The organism is Nonomuraea sp. NPDC050540 (assembly GCF_044457485.1).
Lineage (GTDB): Bacteria > Actinomycetota > Actinomycetes > Streptosporangiales > Streptosporangiaceae > Nonomuraea.
In genome coordinates, this window is record NZ_JBITHA010000004.1 from 649,205 (window position 1) to 669,246 (window position 20,042).

Sequence of the window (20,042 nt, forward strand, 5' to 3'; positions counted from 1 at the left end):
CATGCAACTGTCCCGTGGCCTGCGCCTGCTGATCGGCACCGCCGCCGCCGTCATCGCGCTCGCCGGGATCAAGCACATGAGCCAGATCATCGGGCCCGCCTTCCTCGCGCTCACGCTGACCATCGCGGTCAGCCCGCTGCGCAGGTGGCTGGCGCGCAAGGGCGCGCCCGGCTGGGTCACCGTGTTCGTGCCGCTGGCCACGGTCATCGTCGTCATGGGCGCCCTGGCGCTCTCCCTGGTGGTGGCGCTCGCCCAGCTCGCCACGCTGGTGCCGACCTACGCCGCCAAGTACCAGGAGCTGCTGGCGTCGCTGACAGCCGAGCTCGGGCGGCTCGGGATCACCTCGGAGCAGGCCAAGACGATCTTCAGCGGACTGGACATGGGTCAGCTCGTCAGGGCCGCTCAGGGCATCCTGACCGGGCTGCTCGGCGTGATGTCGGCGGTGGTGCTGATCGTGCTGCTGTTGTTCGGGATGAGCCTGGACGCGAGGTTCATGCACGGGGCGATCCAACGGCTGTCGCCGTCGCCACTGGTCTCGGCGCTGGCCGGGTTCGCCAAGGGCACCTGCAACTACCTGGTCGTCTCGACGTTGTTCGGGCTGGTCGTGGCCGTGCTGGACACGGTGGCGCTGGCGATCCTCGGGGTTCCGCTGCCGCTGCTGTGGGGACTGCTGGCCTTCATCACCAACTACATCCCCAACGTCGGCTTCATCATCGGGCTGGTGCCGCCGGCGCTCCTGGCGCTGCTGGCGTCGGGCCCGGCCACCATGCTGTGGGTCATCGCCGTCTACTGCGTGCTCAACTTCGTGATCCAGTCGGTCATCCAGCCCAAGTACGCCGGAGCCTCGGCCGGGCTGTCGACCACGCTGACCATGCTGTCGCTGCTGGTGTGGGCCTACGTGCTGGGCGCGCTGGGCGCGATCCTGGCCGTGCCGCTCAGCGCGTTCGTCCGGGCCGTGCTGCTCGACGCCGATCCGGCGACCCGGTGGGCCACGCCCCTGGTCGCCGGGCGGGAGATCACTCCCCGTCCATGAGGCCGAGCTGCTCCAGCAGGTCGGCCGGGTCCCAGTACTGGCGGAAGTCGGCGATCTTGCCGTCCGTCAGCTCGGCGAAGATCGCGCCGCGCAGTTCGAGGCGGCGGCCGGTGGGCTCGATCTCCAGGTCGTCGTCGAGCCTGAGCGGTCCGGTGTGCAGGGCGGTCATCGTCCACTCCGCCACCACCGGGCCGCCGGGGAACTCGACCGGCACCGCCCGCACCTGGATCTCCGACAGGGCGTCGCTCCTGCCGACGGCCTCGGCGATGAGGTCCTCGATCGAGGCGATGTCCTCGCCCGCGCTCCAGCCCACCACGTCGGGCGAGTAGAACTTCCGGATCGCCGAGGCGTCGCCGGTGGCAGACGCGTTGAGCGCGCCGAGCAGGATGTTCGTAGCTTGTGCCATAAGTGGGTTCTTATCCGGAAACGGGGCAAGGACCGCTCAAGTCCGGGTCATGGCATGACGTAATGGTGCATCACGGCCGGTTGGCCGGCGTTGTTCAGCCAGGTGGCCCGGGTGGTGGCGACCCGCCGCCAGCCGGTGCGCTCGTACAGGGCGATCGCGGCCACCCCCTCGTCGGAGACCTCCAGCGCGAGCGGGCCGTCCGCCTGCCCGCGTACGGTCGCCATCAGCTTCTCCGCCAGACCCCTGCCCCGCCCGCCCGGCGTCACGAAGAGCCTGGCGACGGTCAGCGCCCGCGCGCTGCCGACGATCTCGGCCACGGCGGGGTCCAGATCCTCGGGCACCAGCCCCACGTGGCCGACGACCGCTCCGGGTTCCACGGCGATCCACGCCCGGACCATGGACGGCGGAGCCAGCCAGCCCCGCGGATCCGCCGGCCACGAGACCGGGTAGCCGTCGGCCTTCTGAACCTCGGCCAGCGCCTCGACGCAGGCGCCCAGGTCCGCCTCAAGCCTGGGCCTGATCATCCGGCCACCGCCGCGGGCGTCAAGACGTCACCGCGGCCGGCGTCAGGGCGTCCAGGTCCGGCAGCACCTTCCAGGCCAGCGCCAGCGCGTCGGCGGCGGGCGGGTAGACCGGGTGCGGGATGGCGAGCACCCGCATGCCGGCGGCGTGCGCCGAGCGCAGGCCGTTGCTGGAGTCCTCCACGGCCACGCACCGCTCGGGCGCCACGCCCAGGTCGCGGGCGGCGGCCAGGTAGCCGTCGGGGGCGGGCTTGCCGCGCTCGACCTCCTCGGTGGAGACGGTCGCCGCGAAGTGCGCGCCGAGCCCGGTCTCCGCCAGCACGGTGTCGATCAGCGCGCGGGGCGAGGAACTGGCCAGGCCCAGCGGCACGGCCGCGGCCATCCGCGCCACCGCCTCGACGGCGCCGGGCAGCAGGGGGACGCCCCTGTCGTGGTAGCGGGCCTTCATACGATCGACCACGCCGCGGGCGATCTCGTCGGGCGGGCGCCGTACACCGAGTTCGTGCAGGTAGGCGGCCCATTCGCCGGTGCTCATGCCCATCAGCCTGGACTGGGTGTCGGGTTGCCAGACGCCGCCGTGCTCGGCGACGAAGGCGCGCCGTACCTCCTCCCAGACGGGTTCGGAGTCGACGAGCACGCCATCAAGGTCGAATACACAGGCTTCCACCACCTCAGGGTACGAGCAGGCCCCAGTACACCCCCCACGGGATGAAGACGAGGCCGGCGACGGCGGCCAGCCGTACGCGGAAGGAGGAGGCGCGCCACTGCGTGAGGCAGGTGAGCGCGGCCACCGCGGCAACGGCGGCGAGCAGCTGCGCGGCGAGCCAGGTCAGCGGGCGGCCCATGAGCAGCGGCCCGGCCTGTACGCCGCGCGAGGTCGAGGACAGCAGCAGCGAGACCAGCGTGTACGCGAACGCCACCAGCGACAGCGACCCGGAGACGGCGACCAGGCGGGCGGGCCAGCTGCCGGGGCCGAGCCGCCGGACGGTGGAGGCGAGGAACGCCAGCGACAGCAGGGCCATGGTGCCGATCTGCGGCTGCCACGACTCCCACCAGGCCGAGGGCGGCGTGTCCACGCTGCGCGGCTGGGCGGGCAGCGGCTCGGTGACGGCCGCCGGGACCCTGCCCGCGGCGACCTCGCGCACCCAGGAGCCCACGGCGTCGGCGTAGCCGGGGGTGAGCGCGCCCGAGTTCTGGTGCAGGGAGTGGCCGGCCCCGGCGAAGAACCTGACGGTGAGCCCGGAGGGGATGTTCGCCTGGAAACGTTCCGCGCTCTCGGCGGGCGGCACCTGGTTGTCTTCGGCGCCCCACAACGCCAGCACGGGCTGCTTGATCCGGCGCAGCTCGGGGGCCGGGTCGTGATAGGCAGAGGCGAACAGCCCGGCGTCGGCGGCCAGGCGGTGGAAGGTCCGGGCGTACGCGCTGCGCAGCGAGCCCTGGATCCCGGCGCGGTCGAGCTTGCCGGCCGCGTTCCACGACTGGGTGCGCAGCGGGCTGAGCCCGGGGCCGCCCACGGTGACCAGGAACTCCACGGACGTGCTCCGGTTGGCGGCGATCGGCGCGACCCAGCCGCCCTCGCTGACGCCCCACAGCCCGGCCCGGCCGACCGAGGGGTGCCGCTTCAGCGCCGCGAAGGCGGCGAGGGCGTCGCCGGCCAGCTCGTGGTAGTCGCGACGGGTCGAGCTGTAGCCCGCCGCGCGCTTGTCGGGTGCCAGGATCACCAGGCCCTGGCGGGCGAACGCGTCCGCCTCCGTCTCCAGGTCGCGCCAGCTGTTGCCGCCGCCGGAGCCGTGCACGAGCACCAGCCCCGGCCGCTTGCCCGCGGTTCCGGCGGGCTCGAAGATGCGGCCGCCGAGCTTCTGGCCGTCCCGTGTGGTGAAGGTGATGTCGGTGGTCTTCACCTCCGCCTGCGCGGCCGGAGTGTGCAGGAACAGGGTCAGCAGCGCCGTGGCGACGAGTTTCATGAAGTCCAAGTCTCGAAAAATCGGGCTTTGAGGGCATCGCCGGTGCGGGCGATCTCCGTCCTCGGTCGCGCGGGGGATTTCGGCGCCCGTCCACAAGGGGATACTGAGGCCTTGTGTCCGAAATGTTCCGTAGCTGGGAGCGGCGGGCCGCCGCCTGGCTACGCGGGCTGCCGCCCCTCGTCGTCGACTTCGCCATCGCCCTGCTGGTGCTGGTCGGGCAGAGCGTGCCCTTCTTCTACACCACGCGGAAGCTCGGCCCGGAGCCGTGGAGCATGGTCGAGTACTGGCCGGTCCTGCTCGGGGTGGTGCCGTTGCTGGTGCGCCGCCGGTACCCGCTGACCGTGCTGACCCTGTGCGTCGCCTCCGCCGCCATCTACTCCCTGCGCGACCCCGACCTGCCGGCCCAGCCCATCTGGTACGGCTGGCTGGTCGCGCTCTACACCGTCGCCGCGCTGTCACCCCGCTGGAAACGTTCGCTGGCGATCCTGCTCAGCATCGCGCCGGCCATCGGCGTCTCGCCGGTGACCTTCATCCGCGGCGTGCTCAGCGCGCTGGGCGCCTACGCGCTGGGCCGGGCCACGGTGCACTACCGCGAGCGCGCGGCGCTACTGGAGGAGCGGGCCGTCGAACGGGAACGGGCCAGGATCGCCCGCGACATGCACGACATCCTGGCCCACGGGATCAGCATCATGATCGTGCAGGCGGAGGCGGGGCCGCTCGCCGTACGGGCCGCTCCCGAACGCGCGGAGAAGGCCTTCGAGGCGATCGGCGCGGCCGGGCGCGACGCGCAGGCGCAGTTGCGGCGGATGCTCAACCTCCTGAAGGAGGAGGAAGGGCCGCGCGCCCCGCAGCCCACGCTCGCCGGCCTGGCCGGCCTGGTCGCGCGGGTCTCGGAAGCCGGCCCCACGGTACGGCTGGCCGTCACGGGCACCCCGTCCCCGCTCCCGGCCGACGCCGAGGTGGCCGTCTACCGGATCGTGCAGGAGGCGCTGACGAACATGGTCAAACACGCGCAGGCCACCAGCGGCGTGGTCCGGCTCGACTGGAAGGACGACGAGCTGCTGATCACGGTCGCCGACGATGGCCGCGGTTCGTCGCCGGGGAAGGGCGGCGGCCACGGGCTGATGGGCATGCGCGAGCGGGCCGCCGCGTACGGCGGCGCGGTGGCCGTGACGCCGGATATTTCGGGATTTGAGGTTGTCGTGAACTTGCCGATCGGAGACCAGCAGTGACCATCACCGTCGTCGTCGCGGACGACCAGGAACTCGTCAGGAGCGGGTTCGCGCTCATCGTGGACTCCCAGCCCGACATGTCCGTGGTGGCGGAGGCGGCCAACGGACGCGAGGCCGTCGAGGCCGTCCGCGCGCACGCCCCCGACGTGGCCCTCCTCGACATCCGCATGCCCGAACTCGACGGCATCGAGGCCGCCCGGATCATCTGCGCGCAGACGCCGGCCAAGGTCATCATGCTCACCACCTTCGACCAGGACGACTACGTCTACGACGCCCTCCAGGCCGGCGCGAGCGGCTTCCTGCTGAAGGACGTGCGCAGGGACGACCTGGTCCACGCCGTACGCGTGGCCGCCGGCGGCGAGGCCCTGCTCGCGCCCGCCGTCACCCGCCGCCTCATCGACGACATGGTCCGGCGCAACGTCCGCCCCGGCCCGCCGCCGCGCTCGCTCGACCCGCTCACCGACCGCGAACGCGAGACGCTCACCCTGCTCGGCCGCGGCCTGTCCAACGCCGAGATCGCCGCCACGCTCGTGGTCAGCGAGCACACCGTGAAGACGCACGTCAGCAACGTGCTGAGCAAGCTCGGCCTGCGCGACCGGGTCCAGGCCGTCATCGCCGCCTACGAGAGCGGCCTGCTGCGCCCCGGCACGTCAGGGGTGCAGTGACAGGCCCTTGAGCAGCTTGTCCACCAGATTGCGCGGACCGTAGACGGCCAGCCCGACCAGCGCCAGGTCGTCGGCCGCGACGGCGCGGACCGCCGCCCGGTTGTCCGCGTCGTGCCCGGTCTTGAACATCTCCTCGATGAACACGGCCGTCCCCACGCCCTTGGCCACGGCCTTCTCCCTGACCGGCCGCAGGTCGTCGGCGGCGTAGACGAGCACCGGCTGGCGGAACAGGGCCAGGTAGCCGTTGTCCGAGGCGTCGGCGTAGGGCTCGCCGATCGTCTCCGGGTACGCGCCGGCGACCGCCCCCGCCAGGAACGCGGTCACGTTGAGCTTCTGCCAGGTGGCCAGGTCGGGGCGGACCACGATGGCTATCTTTGTATCGAAACGCATGCTCGTGAGCATGGCCCCGCCGTACCGGAGACGTCTTGAAGGCTCGTGCGCAGGACTGGTCGAGCTACTGGCGTGCGCCCGATCGCCCGCTGGAGGCGATGCACGCGCACTTCGTCGAGCACGTCTACCACCGCCACAGCCACGACAGCTACTCCTTCGGCGTGACCGAGGACGGCGCGCAGTCCTTCAGCTGCCGCGGCGCCGCCCACACCAGCGCCGCCGGCATGATCATGGCCTTCAACCCCGACGAGCCCCACGACGGGCACTCCACCACGGAACTGGGCTTCACCTACCGCATGGTGCACATCGGGCCGAGCCTGGTCGAAGGCGCCCTCGCCGACCTCGCCGGGGACCGCGCGGGCCTGCCGCTGTTCGCGGCGCCGGTGGTCGCCGACCCCGTGCTCGCGGGCGCGCTGCGCCGCCTGCACACCGCACTGCTCGACGACCGCGCGAGCGCCCTGCGCCGCGACGAACTGCTCGCCGTCACGCTCGCCTCCCTGGTACGGCGGGCCGCCACCACCCCTCCCCGCCTCATCGCCGCGGGAGCCGACGACCAGGTCGCCACGCTCGTCCGCGACCGCCTGCACGAGGCGTTCCTCGACGACCTGACCGCCGACGACCTGGCCGGGGCCGCCGGCCGCAGCCGGTTCGCCGTCTACCGGGCCTTCCACGCCAAGTACGGCATGCCGCCCAGCGACTACCAGCGCCAGCTTCGCCTGCGCGAGGCCCGCCGCCTGATCGCCGGCGGCCTGCCCATCAGCGACGCCGCGGCCGCGGCCGGCTTCTCTGACCAGAGCCACCTGACCAGGTGGTTCACCCGCGTCTACGGGCTGACCCCGGGCGCGTACCAGCTGTCAAGCACTCTGGCATAACGTGATGCTGGGACCAGATGTTATGGTCCGGCCACCCGCGTTCACCGGATCTTCAATCATGCGCTTCACCTGCGGAAACGCTGATTCTCCCGTGCTGCCATAACGCGCCGTTCCTAACAGGTTGATATGCCCGGAAAGGCGGCTTTCCCACTTACGTTGACGGCGCGCCCCCCAATTCGAGGAGAGAAACCCCATGCTCCGCAGGCACGTCGTGGGGATGAGCGTCGCGCTCGCCCTCACCCTGGCAGTCGTCCCGGTGGTGGCCTTCGCCGCCTCCGCCGGCGAACCCCCCAACCCCTACGCACAGGCGCGCGAACAGGCCGCCGTCGTCGCCAACCCCGACCCCAAGGTCGTCGCCGCGCTCCAGCGCGACCTCGGTCTGACCGCTGACCAGGCGCTCGCCCGGCTGGTCAACGAAGCCGCCGCCGCCCAGGTGGAAGCGGACTACTCCGCCCGGCTGGGCACGAACTTCGGCGGTCTCTGGGTGACCGGGCCGACCGCCGAACTGGTCCTGGCCACCACCCAGTCCGCCGGCTTCTCGCAGATCACCGAGCTGGGCGCCAAACCGGTGCTGGTGTCCCACTCGGTCAACGATCTGAAGGCCGTCACCGCCCGCTTCGACAAGCTGGCCCGCCGCATGCCCGCCGGCGTGCACGTCTGGTACGCCGACATCACCGCCAACAAGGTCGTGCTCCAGGCCAAGGACCTCGTCGCCGCGCAGAAGTTCGTCGAGTCGAGCGGCGTCAACGCCGCGCTGGTCCAGCTGCAGAAGTCGGAAGAGCAGCCCAGGCCCTTCTACGACGTACGCGGCGGCGACGCCTACTACATCGGCAGCGGCAGCCGCTGCTCGGTGGGCTTCGCCGTGAACCGGCCGGGCAGCCAGGGCGGCTTCGTCACCGCCGGCCACTGCGGCAACACCGGCGCCACCACGACCGGCTTCAACCGCGTCGCGCAGGGCACCTTCCGCGGCTCCTCCTTCCCGGGCAACGACTACGCCTGGGTCGAGGTCAACAGCCAGTGGACGCCCACCAACCGGGTCAACGGCTACAGCCAGGGCAACATCACCATCACCGGATCGACGCAGGCCGCGGTCGGCGCCTCGATCTGCCGCTCCGGCTCGACCACCCAGTACCACTGCGGGACGATCGGCGCGCACAACACCAGCGTCACCTACCCGCAGGGCACGATCACCGGCGTCACCCGCACCTCGGTCTGCGCCGAGCCCGGCGACTCCGGCGGCTCCTTCTTCTCCGGCAACCAGGCGCAGGGCGTCACCTCCGGTGGCTCCGGCAACTGCTCCAGCGGCGGAACGACCTTCCACCAGCCGGTGAACGAGATCCTGCAGACGTACGGGCTCACGCTGCCCGGCGGCACCGGAACTCCCACCTCCACCCCGACCTCGACCCCCACCGGGACACCCCCCGGCGGGACGTGGGCACCGTGGACCGCGTACGCGGCGGGCGCCACCGTCACCTATGACGGCGCCTCCTACCGCTGCCTGCAGTCCCACACCTCCCAGCCTGGCTGGACACCGCCGGCCGTCCCTGCCCTCTGGCAGCGGATCTAGTCCGGTAGGCGAGCGCCCCCGGAGCGGCGGCTCCTGGGGGCGCTCGATCATTGTTTGGCCAGGGTGACAGTTGCCATGCTCACCCCGTCAGGGCTGGCAACTTCCCCATCTAGGCCATATCCCACCTGCGAATTAGGCTCCGCATTTGGCATGTCACCCGCGGGGCGGGGCGTCGAGGTGACACACCTCCCGGCGGGTACTCACGCAGCCCTTCAGGGAGGTTTCTCAGTGCCGAGCAATCCCCGTTTATCCGTCGCCGGACGCTTAGCCGTGGGCACCGCCGCCCTCGCACTCGTCCTCACCGCGGCGCCGCCCGCCATCGCGGGCCCGACACCCACCCCGGTGGACAAGTGGCGCGTCACGCCGCTCACCGGCGGCCAGCTCGTCGACGGCGACAAGTCCGCCACCGGCAAGCTCGCCAAGAACGACGCCGCGCTGCTCAGCGCCACCAGCGCCGGTGAAGTGAACGTGATGGTCAAGCTCGACTACGACGCGCTCGCGGCGTACCGGGGCGGGCTCAAGGGCCTGCCCGGCACCAGCCCGTCGGTCACCGGCAAGTCGCTCGACGTGGGCAGCACCGACGCCAAGAAGTACGAGACGCACATCACGAAGATCGAGAACGACTTCCTCGCCGCCCTCGGCAAGACCGTCCCCGCCGCCAAGGCAGGACAAAAGCTGCGGGTCGTGTACGGCGGCATCGCCCTGCGCCTGCCCGCCAACCAGGCCAAGAACCTGGTCAAGCTGCCCGGCGTCGCCGCGGTCCAGTCCGACGCGCCCGAGCAACTGCTCACCGACTCCAGCCCCGCCTTCATCGGCGCCCCCGCCATCTACAACAAGCTCGGCGGCGCGCCCAGCTCCGGCAAGGGCGTCAACGTCGGCATCCTCGACTCCGGCGCCTGGCCGGAGCACCCGTCCTTCGCCGACCCCGGCACCCTGCCGGCGCCCGGCCCCACCAAGGACGGCACGCCGCGCATCTGCGACTTCGGCGACAACCCGCTCACGCCGGCTCCCGACGTGTTCGCCTGCAACAACAAGCTGATCGGCGGCGGGCCGTTCCTGGACACCTACAACGCCGTCATCGGTGGCGAGGTGTACGGGGACTCCGCGCGTGACTCCAACGGCCACGGCACCCACACCGCCACCACCTCCGCCGGCGGTCCCGTCGCCGACGCCAACCCGCTCGGCATCAGCCGCGGCCCCATCCACGGGATCGCGCCCGCCGCGCAGGTGTCGGTCTACAAGGTCTGCGGCGCCGAGGGCTGCTTCCCCTCCGACTCCGCGCAGGCCGTCGGCCGGGCCATCCTCGACGGCGTCCGGGTGATCAACTTCTCGATCTCCGGTGGCACCGACCCCTACAGCGACCCGGTCGAGCTGGCCTTCCTCGACGCGTACGCCGCCGGTGTGCTGGTGTCGGCCTCGGCCGGCAACGACGGACCCGGCGCCGCCACCGTCAACCACGTCAGCCCGTGGGTGACCACCGTCGCCGCCTCCACGCAGACCCGGACGTTCCGCTCCACGGTCACGCTCAAGGGTTCCGGCACCAACACCGCCACGGTCTCCGGGTCCACGGTCACCGCTGGTGTCGCCACTCCGGCGCAGGTGGTGCTCGCCTCGGCGCCGCCGTACTCGAACGCGCTGTGCACCACTCCGGCCCCGGCCGGACTGTTCACCGGGAAGATCGTCGCGTGTGAGCGCGGGCCGAACCGCGTGCTCAAGGGCTTCAACGTCCGGCAGGGCGGCGCCGCGGGCATGCTGCTCTACAACTCCACGCCGCTCGACATCATGACCGACAACCACTGGCTGCCGACCGTCCACCTGGACAAGCCCGACGGTGACGCGCTGCTGGCGTTCCTCGCGGCCAACCCCGGCACCACCGCAACGTTCGCGCAGGGCACGAAGACCACGTGGCAGGGTGACGCCATCACCACGTTCTCCTCGCGCGGCCCCGGCGGCGACTTCCTCAAGCCCGACGTCACCGCGCCCGGCCTGCACATCCTCGCCGGAACGACGCCGACGCCGGAGAGCCCGCTCGAAGGCCCGCCCGGCAACCTGTACCAGAGCATCACCGGCACCTCGATGTCCTCGCCGCACGTGGCCGGCTCCGCCGCGCTCGTCTTCGCCCTCAACCCCGGCTGGACGCCCGGCCAGGTCAAGTCGGCGCTGGAGAGCACCGCGACCACCAAGGTCACCAAGCAGGACCGGACCACCCCGGCCGACCCGTTCGACACCGGCGGCGGGCGCATCGACCTCACCAAGGCCGGCGACCCCGGTCTGACCATGGACGAGAGCGCCGCCAACTTCGTGGCCGCCGAGACCGACACCCTCAACCGCATCGACCTCAACCTGCCGTCGGTGAACGCGCCCACCATGCCCGGTGTCATCACCGCCAAGCGCACGCTCACCAACGTCACCAACAAGACGCTCACCTTCACCGCCACCGGCACGACCGTGAACGGCGCGCACATCGCCGTCCTGCCGCCGCTCGTGGTGGTCAAGCCGGGCAAGAGCGCCAAGATCGAAGTCGTGATCGCCGCGCCGGAACTGCCCGACGGCCAGTACTTCGGCCAGGTCAACCTCAAGCAGGTCGGCGGCTCGCGCAACCTGCACCTGCCGGTCGCGTTCTTCCGCAAGGAAGGCGCCGTCCCGATCGACCAGACCTGCGCCCCGGCCGCCATCCCGCGCGACACCGGCGAGTCGGTCTGTACGGTCTCCGTCCAGAACAACACCCTGAAGGACGCCGAGGTCACCGCGCTCAGCACGCTCGACGGCAAGCTGCGCCTCAACTCGGTCACCGGCGCCACCAAGGTGGGCAGCCAGATCGCCACCACCAAGCAGACCCTGGCCGCCCGTCAGCCCGACAGGCCCGGCATCGCCCCCGGCACCAGCCCGGCGGGTTACCTGCCGTTGTCCGACTTCGGCATCACACCCGTCCCCATCGGTGACGAGCAGGCGCTCAACTTCACCGTCCCGCCGTACGTCTACGCGGGCAAGACGTACAACCGCATCGGCATCGTCTCCAACGGCTACAGCGTGGCCGGTGGCACGAACGGCAGCGAGGACATCTCCTTCACGCCGCAGACCCTGCCCGATCCGGCCCGTCCGAACAACGTCCTGGCCCCGTACTGGACCGACCTCGACGGCACCGGCGCCCCGGGCATCTACGCCGCGACCCTCACCGACGGCGTCAGCACGTGGCTCGTGCTCGAATGGCGGGTCAACCTCTTCGGCACCACGGCGCAGAAGGTCTTCCAGCAGTGGATCGGCGTCAACGGCACCGAGGACATCAGCTTCACCTTCGACCCGGCCAACCTGCCCGGTGACCCGCCGGCCGGCTTCGGCCTGACGGTCGGCGCGGAGAACGACGAGGGTACGGCCGGCGGCCAGATCACCGGTCCGCCCACCACCGACCTCCGCGTCACCAGCACGCCCGGCGCGCCCGGCGGGACCCTCACCTACACCATGAAGGTGAAGGGCGTGGTCAAGGGAGTCGGCTCGGTCACCACGGCCACCTCGACCCCGCAGGTGAAGGGCATCACCGTGGAGGTGGACAAGATAACCGTCCAGTAATCCGCCTGATTCGCTAGGAGGGGCCCGGCCGTGCGCCGGGTCCCTCATCCATGTGCCGGGGCTTGTCCTCGCGGACCCACACGACCCCCGGCAGCGTGCCCACCGCCACCTTCGGCCCGTCGGCCACCACGACGACCTGGCCGGGACGGAGCTCCCTGAGCACCCTCAGCCCGGGAACCTCGGCGACGACCGCCCGGAACTCCGCCGGAGAGCAGTCGATCCCCACGACGTACGCGACCTTGGCCATCTCCCCACGCTACTTGCGGAGCGCTCCGCTCCGCTTTAGAGTTCTTATCGGAGCGAAGCGCTCCGATTTGAGAGGATGTTTGTGATGGAAGACGCGATCCGTCAGCTGGTGGCCGACGCCTCCCGCCACCAGAACGACCCCGAGCCGTTCCTGGCCCTGCACGCCGACAACACGAGCCTCGTGAACTTCGGCGGACGCCGCGTGGTGGGCAAGGACGCCGTCGAGAAGGCCATGAGGGCCGCGTTGGCGACACCGCTGGCCAAGGTGGTGACGAGTGCGGAGGTGGCCGACATCCGGTTCGTACGTCCCGACGTGGCGATCGTCGGTGTGCTCAAGCGGGTCTCCGACGAGCGGGACGGCGGCGACGACCCGCTGCACGCGACCGAGGGCTGGCTGACCTACGTGCTCGTGGAGAACGACGGGAGGTGGCAGATCGCCTCCGCCCAGACCACCCCGATCCTCAAGCCCTAGTCTCGCGGTCGTTCTGCATGTTGAGCAGGATGAAGGCGGCCAGCGGCACCGCGGTGACGGCGGCCAGGGCGAGCACCGTCGTCACCGCCTCCGTCCCGTCGATGGCCGAGATCAGCACGTACACCGTCGAGATCCCGAAGATCACCGCCATGGTCCCCTGAAGCAGGATCGCGCCCCGGCGGCTCTTTCCCCGATGGACACGGACGGCGATGACGATCGTGAACCCGAGCAGCCCGAGATAGAACAGGCCGGTCAACCAGCCGGTGAGCGAGGGCGTACCACCCAGTTGCTCTCCGAGAAACGCCAGGGCGGCGATCGCGAAGAAGACGACCTGCACCCAGTGCAACGCCACGGCACCCTTCAACAGCCTGGACATACGCCTATCTCCCTGGACCGGTTGGGCACCGCCTCCATGCGCTGCCGCCTGCGCCCAAGGCTGCCGCCCCGACCTTGCCGCCCCATCTCACCGACGTTTCACCGACACAAGCGAGAAGAACCCCATGATCCGCTCCACGCCCGGCACCAGCCGGTACGCCCGCCGATCCCAGCAACCCGGCCGTCAAGCCCAGCCCGGTGATCGCAGTGATCACTGTCTTGCTCATGGCGACTCCTTCGTTTCTCATCGGCCATCTCGACGAGAAACGCTAGGCCGGGCCGCGGCGGGAGCGCGTCGTCCGTTGGACGTCACCTGACCGTGCACCGTTCGCCGTACGCACTACACCAGACGAAGCAGACCTCAGAGGTTGCGGGAGATCACCAGGCGCTGGATCTGGTTGGTGCCTTCGAAGATCTGCATGATCTTGGCTTCTCGCATGTAGCGCTCGACCGGGAAGTCCCGGGTGTATCCGTAGCCCCCGAACACCTGTACGGCATCCGTCGTCACCTTCATGGCGGCGTCCGTGGCGACCAGCTTGGCCACTGATGCCTGCCGGCTGTACGGGAGGTCGGCGTCGCGGCGGCGGGCGGCGTCGAGGTAGGTGGCGCGGGCGGCGTCCACCGCGGCGGCCATGTCGGCCAGGACGAAGGCGAGCCCCTGGTGGTCGATGATTTTGCGGCCGAAGGTGGTGCGTTCCTTCGCGTACGCCACCGCCGCGTCCAATGCCGCCTGGGCGAGGCCTGTCGCGCACGCGGCGATGCCCAGTCTGCCCGAGTCCAGGGCGCTGAAGGCGATCTGCAGGCCCTGGCCTTCGGTGCCGAGGAGGCGGTCGGGTTCCAGGACGGCGCCGTCCCAGTGGGCCGTGGTGGTGGGGATGGCGTGCAGGCCCATCTTCTCCTCGGGGCGGCCGAAGGTGAGGCCGTCCACGGCGCCGGGGGCCAGGAAGCAGGAGATGCCCCGGTTGCCCTCGCCGGTCCGGGCGAACAGGGCGTAGAAGTCGGCTATGCCGCCGTGGGTGATCCAGGCTTTGGTGCCGGTGATTCGGTAGCCGTTCTCCACCTTCTCGGCTTTGCAGGTCAGGGCTCCGGCGTCGGATCCGGCCTGGGGCTCGGACAGGCTGTAGCCGCCGATCTGGCGTCCGGCCAGCATGTCGGGCAGCCACCGGTCGATCTGTTCCGGCGTGCCGTACTGCTTCAGGGGGAAGCAGGCGAGCGTGTGGACGCTGACGGCGACCGCCACGGCGGCCCAGCGGGCCGCCAACTCCTCCAGAACCTGCAGATAGACCTCGTACGGCTGGCCGCCACCCCCCAGCTCCTCGGGATAGGCCAGCCCAAGCAGCCCGACTTCCCCCAATTTCGTGAAGAGGCCGGTTGGGTAGGTCTCGGCCCGTTCGTGTTCGTCCACGCGGGTCGCGAGCTCCTTGTCGGCCAGCGTGCGCGTGAGGTCGAGCAGGTCGTGCGCGTCCTGGTTGGGGAGGAGGCGGGATACGGCCACGTGTCTGTCTCCGATCTCAGAGTCCGGCCAGGGCCGTGCGGGCGCGCTCGCGGAATTCCGCGACCCGGGCGAGCTTGATGTCCTCGTATCCGCGGATCATGTCAGGCAGCGCGGCGATCTCGGCGACCGCCTCTGCGCTCGTACCCGCTGAGAGGGCCTCACGCACCAGGGTGCGGTATTCGTGGATGAGCTCGCGCTCCACTCGGCGCACGTGAGCGTAGCCGAAGGGGTCGAGGGCGGTGCCGCGCAGGAAGCGCGCGGCCCGCAATGTGCGGAACACCGGCTTCGCGGTACGGCGCAGCTTGATCTTCCGCTTCATGCCCAGGGCGCGCAGGATCGGCGGGTGGAGCATGACCGCGACCTTGTCCTCGGGGGCGAACTCGGTCTCGAGGTGGAGCCGGGCGACCTCGTACTCGTCCTTGTAGGCCATGAGTTTGTACAGGCCCTTGGCGTAGGCGATGGCGACATCGTCGTCGTCGGCGAGTTCGGCGATCTGCTGGACGTCGTCGGAGTAGGTGCGGGCGTAGTCGGCGTTCTGGTAGCCGGTGAGGTCGTCGGTCCTGATCGCGAGGATCTCGGCGAACGACTGCGTCTTCTCCTCGCTCGGCCGTTGGAGCGCGGCGGCCCGGCCGTGGGCGAAGGCGGCGAGGTTCTTCTCGACGGCCGCGCCGTTCATGCGGATCGCGCCCTCGATGGCCGTGGCGCTGATCGGCAGGCAGCCGTGCTGGTACGCGGCCCCGACGAGCAGCATGTTCGCCGGCATGTGGTCACCGAACAGTTCCTCGGCCAGCGCCTGCGCGTCGAGGTAGAGGTTGGCCTCGGAGCGGGTCGCGGAGTCGATGCGTTCGACCGCTGTCTGCGCGCCGGGCACCACGGCCCGGCCGGTGACCATCTCGGCCGTCGGCACCACCGCCGTGTTGATCACCGCGACGGTGTGGTCCTTGGCGAGCACGCCCAGGTTGCCTTCCGCCGCGGCGCCGAGCACGTCGAAGCCGATGAGGACATCCGCTTTCGTGGCCTTGACCGAGCCGGTGATCGGCTCCGGCGAGACGCGTACGTCGCTGATGACCGGGCCGCCCTTCTGCGCCAGCCCGGTCTGCTCGAGACCGGCGGCGTGCAGGCCGTCGAGGTGCGCGGCCATCTGCAGGATCTGCGAGACGGTCACGACGCCGGTGCCGCCGATGCCGGGCATGCGCAGCGTGACCGCGCCGGCGAAGCGGGGCGTGGGCTCGGGCAGGCCGGCGGGCGGCGGCGGGAGCGGCTTGCTCTTGCGCGGACCCGGCTCGACCAGCAGGAACGACGGGCAGTCGCCCTTCAGGCAGGTGAGGTCGGAGTTACACGAAGGCTGGTGAATGCGGGTCTTGCGCCCGAACTCGGTCTCCACCGGCTGAACAGACAGGCATGTGGACTTCTCCCCGCAGTCGCCGCAGCCTTCGCAGACCCGCTCGTTGATGACGACCAGTTCGGCCGGGGTGGGCAGTTTGCCGCGCTTGCGGAGCCGGCGTTCCTCTGCGGCGCACCGGTCGTCGTGGATGAGCACGGTGACGCCGTCCACCTTGGCGAGCTCGCGTTCGGTGTCGGCGAAGTCGTCGCGGTGCCGTACCGTCGCGACCGGATCGAGCCGCACCCCGCGATAGGAGGAGGGGTCCGCGGTCGTGATCACCACGCGGCGCACGCCCTCGATGGCCAGCCACCGCGTGAGCTCGGGGATGGCGAGCCGGCCCTCGGCGCGCTGGCCGCCGGTCATGGCGACCGCGTCGTTGTAGAGCAGCTTGTACGTCATGGACACCCCGGCGGCCACCGCGGCCCTGATCGCCAGCGAGCCGGAGTGGTGGAAGGTGCCGTCTCCCAGGTTCTGCACGAAATGCCGGTCCTCGGTGAACGGCGCCAGCCCGATCCACTGCGCGCCCTCGCCGCCCATCTGGGTCAGTCCGAGCTGGGTGCCGCGGCCGTCGCCGTCCAGCGCGATCATGGCGTGGCAGCCGATGCCGACGCCGACCAGCGTGCTGTCGTCGGTGCGGGTGGAGAGGTTGTGCGGGCAGCCCGAGCAGAAGTACGGCGTGCGGGCGGCGACCACCGGCAGCATCCGCGACTTCCGGGCGCCCCTACCCGATCCGAGTCCAAGCGCCTTGGCCACGTCGGCCGCGCCGACCGTCCCGCGCAGCGGCAGCAGCCCGCGCACCTTGGGCGCGTGGGCACTGCCGTAAAGCACCGCCTTGAGGTGGTCCTCCAGGAACGGCACCTTGTCCTCGACGACCAGCACCTCCTCCAGGCCGTCGAGCATGCCGAGCAGGTCGTCGCGATCCAGCGGGTACGGCATGCCGATCCGGATCAGCCGGATGCCCAGTTCCTCCAGGTCCGCTCCGGCGTCGGCCAGGGCGCGCTGGGCGGCGGCGAGAGCCGTACCGGAGGCGACGATGCCCAGTTTGGCCTGGCGCGCGCTGAACAGCACGCGGTTGACGCCCGCGGCGCGCGCATAGGCGCGGGCGAGGTCGAGGCGGCGGGTGAGCAGGTCGTACTCGGCGTCCAGCGCGGCGGGTCCCACCAGCGTCGGCGGCTTGGTCTCGGCGCGGTCGTGGGCGGGCAGCTCGGGGCGGAGCGTGTCCAGGTCGACGGTGGCGGAGGCGTCGGCCACGTCCGCGACGATCTTCAGCCCGACCCAGAGGCCGCTCGCCCGCGACATCGCCACCGCGTGCAGCCCGAACTCGACGATCTCCGCGACCGAGCCGGGCACCAGCAGCGGCATGCACATGCTCTGGCACATCGGCTCGCACGAACTGGGCACCGTCGAGGACTTGCAACCCGGGTCGTCGCCGATCCACGCGACCGCGCCGCCCTTGGCCGCGGTGCCGGCGATGTTGGCGTGCCGGATGGCGTCGGCGGCACGGTCGAGGCCGGGGTTCTTGCCGTACCAGAAACCGGTGATGCCGTTGTGCTTGCGCCCGGGTGCCAGGCCGAGGAGTTGGGTGCCGGCGACGGCCGTGGCCGCGAGCTCTTCGTTGAGCCCTGGCCTGAACACGACGCCGGCAGGATCGAGGTGCCTGGCGGCGCGGGCCATCTCCAGGTCGACACCGCCCAAGGGCGAGCCCTGGTAGCCGGAGACGAAGACGCGCGTGTCGAGCCCGCGCTCCTCGTCGATGCGGCGCTGTTCCAGCGTGAGCCGTACCAGAGCCTGGATGCCCGAGAGCAGCACGCGCCCGTCGAGAGCCGTGTACTTGTCTTCCAACGCCACCATGCGCCAAGTGGAGCAATCCTGGTGGTCCTTGCACAAGTATCAGAGGACATAATGCGATAAAGACGCAAATTGTTTGCGAGGCCTGGCTCGTCGTGTGGCCTGGTTTGCGTGAGGAGCGAGCGTGAGCGAGATCGACGAAATAGACCACCGGCTGCTACGGCTGCTGCGCGAGGACGGCCGCCGGACCTTCTCCGAGATGGCCACCGAGGTGGGCCTGTCCGTCGCGGCCGTCAAGCGGCGGGTGGACCGCCTGCGCGAGGCCGGCGTGATCACCGGCTTCACCGTGCAGGTGGACTACGCCAAGCTCGGCTGGGGCATCGAGGCCTTCACCGAGGTCCGCTACTCCGGCGCCACCCCGGTCAGCGAGATCCTCCGCTCGACCACCGCCGTACCCGAGATCCAGGCCGTCTTCACGATCGCCGGCGACCCCGACGCCCTCATCCACCTGCGGGTACGCGACCTCGACCACCTGCAGCAGATCATCGACGGCCTGCGCAGAACCGGCAACGTCACGGGCACCAAGACCCTGATGGTGCTCGGCTCCTGGACCCGCGACGCGCTGCGCACCCCCCGCCGGGGCGGCTAGAGCAGCCGCCTGATCTCGCCGTAGGCGCGGTAGAAGCCGCCGCGGCCGGCCGACCGCACGCCGTCGACCATGTACCGGGCGCCCGCCTCGCGGACCGTCTTGGGGAACTGCACGTTCCACGACTCGTAGCCCGGAGTGACCACGCGCACCCGCAGCCGCTCGCCCTCCTGGACGCACTCCACCACGACGCCGTCGCCCGCCCCGGTCTCCAGCACGGTCTCCAGCACCGCCGACGGCTCGACCACCTCCAGCGACGCCGCCGCCTTCACGTCCACCGGCTGCGGCACGTCGCCCGCGCGGGCCGCCGCGATGGCCGCCTCGCCGGCGTCGATGCAGGCCAGCGAGCCGTCCGTGGTCACGATGTAGAGGCGGTCGTCCAGGAACTGCATCGAGAACGCCGAACCGCACCCGGTCGCGAGCTTCCACAACCGCTCGCCGGAGGCGTCGAAGCAGTAGACGGAGGAGTGGTTGTCACCGGCGAACACATGGCGGCCGCCCGGCGAGGTGGCGCAGGAGTAGACCGCGCCGTCGCACTGGTAGACCGCCTCCACCCGGCCGTCGCCCTTGGCCAGGCGGTGGACGGTGCGGCGGGCCGTACCGGCGTAGACCGAGTGCTCCTCCTGCCAGCCGAACAGCACGTCGCCGGCCACCTTGTTCTCCCAGACGAGCGTGCCGTCCGCGGTGTCGTAGCGGGCGACGCCGTTGGAGTGGCCGTGGTAGACGGCGTCCTCGTCACACCTGACCATCCAGGCCGAGTCGCCGCTGCCGGAGCGGGCCCACTGGAACTCGTCCTCGTAGTCGATCGTGGTGATCCGGCCCGCCCGGTCGGAGACGCCGAGCACGCCGTCGTTGATGTCCAGCCAGTAGATGTCCACGTCAGCCGCGATCTCGTAGGCCGACCTGGGCACCTTGCCGCTCAGGTCGTAGACGCGGCCGTCGTCGCAGCCGGCGTAGATCCAGAAGTCGTCGGCCACGATGCACTTGACGCCGTCGGGCAGCCGGAAGCGGCCGGTCACGGTGCCGGAGTGGGTGACGGTGTAGACGTCGCCGCGCTGGTTGCCGACCCAGCAGCGCTCGCCGTCCACGAAGATCCCGAACGCGGCCGCGCCGCTGTCGAACCGCCACAGCACCGGGGCCTGCTGGGCGGTCGAGCGGGTGCTGGCCATGGCCCTGCGCGTGATGGCCCGGCGCTGACGCACTCCGCGTACGGCGGGGGCGTACCCCTTCCGGGTCTTCTCCCCGATCTTCTTGGCCGCCGCGGCCTGGGCCTTGGCTTCGCTGGGGAAGGCGGTGACCTTGGTCTGACCTGACTCGCCGATGCGCCCGTAGGTGATGGTGACCTGCGTGCCCGCGACGGTCACCTCGTAGTACTTGTGCGCTCCGCCGCCGTCTTCAGACAGCTCCAGATAGGTCATG

18 protein-coding genes are annotated in these 20,042 nt (G+C 70.9%); 8 read left to right on the top strand and 10 right to left on the bottom strand.

Features of this window, described 5'->3' with window-relative positions; genetic code table 11:
• Window position 1: 1 nt before the first annotated feature.
• Entirely contained in the window at window positions 2-1,033 is a 1,032-nt protein-coding gene (locus ACIBI5_RS17770) for an AI-2E family transporter (RefSeq protein ID WP_397247946.1), read from the top strand.
• Here the strand turns inward: ACIBI5_RS17770 and ACIBI5_RS17775 are convergent.
• From ACIBI5_RS17775 to ACIBI5_RS17790, 4 genes are read right to left on the bottom strand one after another with little or no spacing between them, the layout of a single operon-like run.
• The gene (locus tag ACIBI5_RS17775) at window positions 1,017-1,439 is read right to left on the bottom strand and encodes an ester cyclase (RefSeq protein ID WP_397247948.1); all 423 of its coding nucleotides are present in this window, start codon (window positions 1,437-1,439) and stop codon (window positions 1,017-1,019) included. The two genes, ACIBI5_RS17770 and ACIBI5_RS17775, sit on opposite strands and share 17 nt — an antisense overlap.
• A gap of 47 nt (window positions 1,440-1,486) precedes the next feature.
• Window positions 1,487-1,963: a GNAT family N-acetyltransferase gene (locus ACIBI5_RS17780; protein ID WP_397247950.1), complete on the bottom strand. Its 477-nt coding sequence runs from the start codon at window positions 1,961-1,963 to the stop codon at window positions 1,487-1,489.
• 19 nt (window positions 1,964-1,982) lie between these two features.
• Window positions 1,983-2,627 (bottom strand): HAD family hydrolase, encoded by a 645-nt coding sequence (locus ACIBI5_RS17785; RefSeq protein WP_397247952.1) that lies wholly within the window; start codon window positions 2,625-2,627, stop codon window positions 1,983-1,985.
• 4 nt (window positions 2,628-2,631) lie between these two features.
• Window positions 2,632-3,924: an alpha/beta hydrolase family protein gene (locus ACIBI5_RS17790; RefSeq protein WP_397247954.1), complete on the bottom strand. Its 1,293-nt coding sequence runs from the start codon at window positions 3,922-3,924 to the stop codon at window positions 2,632-2,634.
• 122 nt (window positions 3,925-4,046) lie between these two features.
• Here ACIBI5_RS17790 and ACIBI5_RS17795 point away from each other — a divergent pair, with 122 nt between their 5' ends.
• Both ACIBI5_RS17795 and ACIBI5_RS17800 read left to right on the top strand, forming a co-directional pair.
• Window positions 4,047-5,156: a sensor histidine kinase gene (locus ACIBI5_RS17795; RefSeq protein ID WP_397248034.1), complete on the top strand. Its 1,110-nt coding sequence runs from the start codon at window positions 4,047-4,049 to the stop codon at window positions 5,154-5,156.
• A complete protein-coding gene (locus ACIBI5_RS17800) occupies window positions 5,153-5,821 on the top strand; it encodes a response regulator (protein ID WP_397247956.1) in 669 nt (222 codons plus the stop codon). The genes ACIBI5_RS17795 and ACIBI5_RS17800 overlap by 4 nt, the downstream gene beginning before the upstream one ends.
• Here the strand turns inward: ACIBI5_RS17800 and ACIBI5_RS17805 are convergent.
• A complete protein-coding gene (locus tag ACIBI5_RS17805) occupies window positions 5,807-6,211 on the bottom strand; it encodes a DUF2000 family protein (protein ID WP_397247958.1) in 405 nt (134 codons plus the stop codon). The two genes, ACIBI5_RS17800 and ACIBI5_RS17805, sit on opposite strands and share 15 nt — an antisense overlap.
• 35 nt (window positions 6,212-6,246) lie before the next feature.
• On the opposite strand from ACIBI5_RS17805, the gene ACIBI5_RS17810 reads away from it, so the two are divergent.
• From ACIBI5_RS17810 to ACIBI5_RS17820, 3 genes are all read left to right on the top strand, one after another.
• Window positions 6,247-7,083 (top strand): AraC family transcriptional regulator, encoded by an 837-nt coding sequence (locus ACIBI5_RS17810; RefSeq protein WP_397247960.1) that lies wholly within the window; start codon window positions 6,247-6,249, stop codon window positions 7,081-7,083.
• A 193-nt stretch (window positions 7,084-7,276) separates the two neighbouring features.
• On the top strand, window positions 7,277-8,650 hold the full coding sequence (locus tag ACIBI5_RS17815; RefSeq protein WP_397247962.1) for a carbohydrate-binding protein: 1,374 nt from the start codon (window positions 7,277-7,279) through the stop codon (window positions 8,648-8,650).
• Window positions 8,651-8,920: 270 nt separating this feature from the next.
• Window positions 8,921-12,217, top strand: a complete 3,297-nt coding sequence (locus ACIBI5_RS17820) for a S8 family serine peptidase (RefSeq protein WP_397247964.1) — start codon at window positions 8,921-8,923, stop codon at window positions 12,215-12,217.
• Between the two features lie 13 nt (window positions 12,218-12,230).
• Here ACIBI5_RS17820 and ACIBI5_RS17825 read toward each other — a convergent pair whose 3' ends face one another.
• Entirely contained in the window at window positions 12,231-12,464 is a 234-nt protein-coding gene (locus ACIBI5_RS17825) for a hypothetical protein (RefSeq protein WP_397247966.1), read from the bottom strand.
• Window positions 12,465-12,548: 84 nt separating this feature from the next.
• Here ACIBI5_RS17825 and ACIBI5_RS17830 point away from each other — a divergent pair, with 84 nt between their 5' ends.
• Window positions 12,549-12,935, top strand: a complete 387-nt coding sequence (locus ACIBI5_RS17830; RefSeq protein WP_397247968.1) for an SgcJ/EcaC family oxidoreductase — start codon at window positions 12,549-12,551, stop codon at window positions 12,933-12,935.
• On the opposite strand, the gene ACIBI5_RS17835 is transcribed toward ACIBI5_RS17830, so the two are convergent.
• The 3 genes from ACIBI5_RS17835 to ACIBI5_RS17845 all read right to left on the bottom strand — a co-directional run bounded on the left by ACIBI5_RS17835 (window position 12,925) and on the right by ACIBI5_RS17845 (window position 18,040).
• The gene (locus ACIBI5_RS17835; protein WP_397247970.1) at window positions 12,925-13,311 is read right to left on the bottom strand and encodes a hypothetical protein; all 387 of its coding nucleotides are present in this window, start codon (window positions 13,309-13,311) and stop codon (window positions 12,925-12,927) included. The genes ACIBI5_RS17830 and ACIBI5_RS17835 overlap by 11 nt on opposite strands.
• A gap of 360 nt (window positions 13,312-13,671) precedes the next feature.
• Entirely contained in the window at window positions 13,672-14,805 is a 1,134-nt protein-coding gene (locus ACIBI5_RS17840) for an acyl-CoA dehydrogenase family protein (protein WP_397247972.1), read from the bottom strand.
• A 16-nt stretch (window positions 14,806-14,821) separates the two neighbouring features.
• Window positions 14,822-18,040 (bottom strand): indolepyruvate ferredoxin oxidoreductase family protein, encoded by a 3,219-nt coding sequence (locus ACIBI5_RS17845; RefSeq protein ID WP_397247974.1) that lies wholly within the window; start codon window positions 18,038-18,040, stop codon window positions 14,822-14,824.
• 121 nt (window positions 18,041-18,161) lie between these two features.
• Between ACIBI5_RS17845 and ACIBI5_RS17850 the strand changes: the two genes are divergently transcribed.
• On the top strand, window positions 18,162-18,626 hold the full coding sequence (locus tag ACIBI5_RS17850; RefSeq protein ID WP_379615140.1) for an Lrp/AsnC family transcriptional regulator: 465 nt from the start codon (window positions 18,162-18,164) through the stop codon (window positions 18,624-18,626).
• On the opposite strand, the gene ACIBI5_RS17855 is transcribed toward ACIBI5_RS17850, so the two are convergent.
• Window positions 18,623-20,041 carry a WGR domain-containing protein gene (locus ACIBI5_RS17855; protein ID WP_397247976.1) on the bottom strand — a complete coding sequence of 473 codons (1,419 nt, stop codon included), beginning with the start codon at window positions 20,039-20,041 and terminating at the stop codon, window positions 18,623-18,625. The genes ACIBI5_RS17850 and ACIBI5_RS17855 overlap by 4 nt on opposite strands.
• Window position 20,042: the final 1 nt, after the last annotated feature.

Coding starts and splice junctions, on each gene's coding strand:
- ACIBI5_RS17770 (WP_397247946.1), top strand. CDS start 2: ATGCAACTGTCCCGTGGCCTGCGCCTGCTGATCGGCACCGCCGCCGCC.
- ACIBI5_RS17775 (WP_397247948.1), bottom strand. CDS start 1,439: ATGGCACAAGCTACGAACATCCTGCTCGGCGCGCTCAACGCGTCTGCC.
- ACIBI5_RS17780 (WP_397247950.1), bottom strand. CDS start 1,963: ATGATCAGGCCCAGGCTTGAGGCGGACCTGGGCGCCTGCGTCGAGGCG.
- ACIBI5_RS17790 (WP_397247954.1), bottom strand. CDS start 3,924: ATGAAACTCGTCGCCACGGCGCTGCTGACCCTGTTCCTGCACACTCCG.
- ACIBI5_RS17795 (WP_397248034.1), top strand. CDS start 4,047: ATGTTCCGTAGCTGGGAGCGGCGGGCCGCCGCCTGGCTACGCGGGCTG.
- ACIBI5_RS17805 (WP_397247958.1), bottom strand. CDS start 6,211: ATGCGTTTCGATACAAAGATAGCCATCGTGGTCCGCCCCGACCTGGCC.
- ACIBI5_RS17815 (WP_397247962.1), top strand. CDS start 7,277: ATGCTCCGCAGGCACGTCGTGGGGATGAGCGTCGCGCTCGCCCTCACC.
- ACIBI5_RS17825 (WP_397247966.1), bottom strand. CDS start 12,464: ATGGCCAAGGTCGCGTACGTCGTGGGGATCGACTGCTCTCCGGCGGAG.
- ACIBI5_RS17830 (WP_397247968.1), top strand. CDS start 12,549: ATGGAAGACGCGATCCGTCAGCTGGTGGCCGACGCCTCCCGCCACCAG.
- ACIBI5_RS17835 (WP_397247970.1), bottom strand. CDS start 13,311: ATGTCCAGGCTGTTGAAGGGTGCCGTGGCGTTGCACTGGGTGCAGGTC.
- ACIBI5_RS17845 (WP_397247974.1), bottom strand. CDS start 18,040: ATGGTGGCGTTGGAAGACAAGTACACGGCTCTCGACGGGCGCGTGCTG.
- ACIBI5_RS17855 (WP_397247976.1), bottom strand. CDS start 20,041: ATGACCTATCTGGAGCTGTCTGAAGACGGCGGCGGAGCGCACAAGTAC.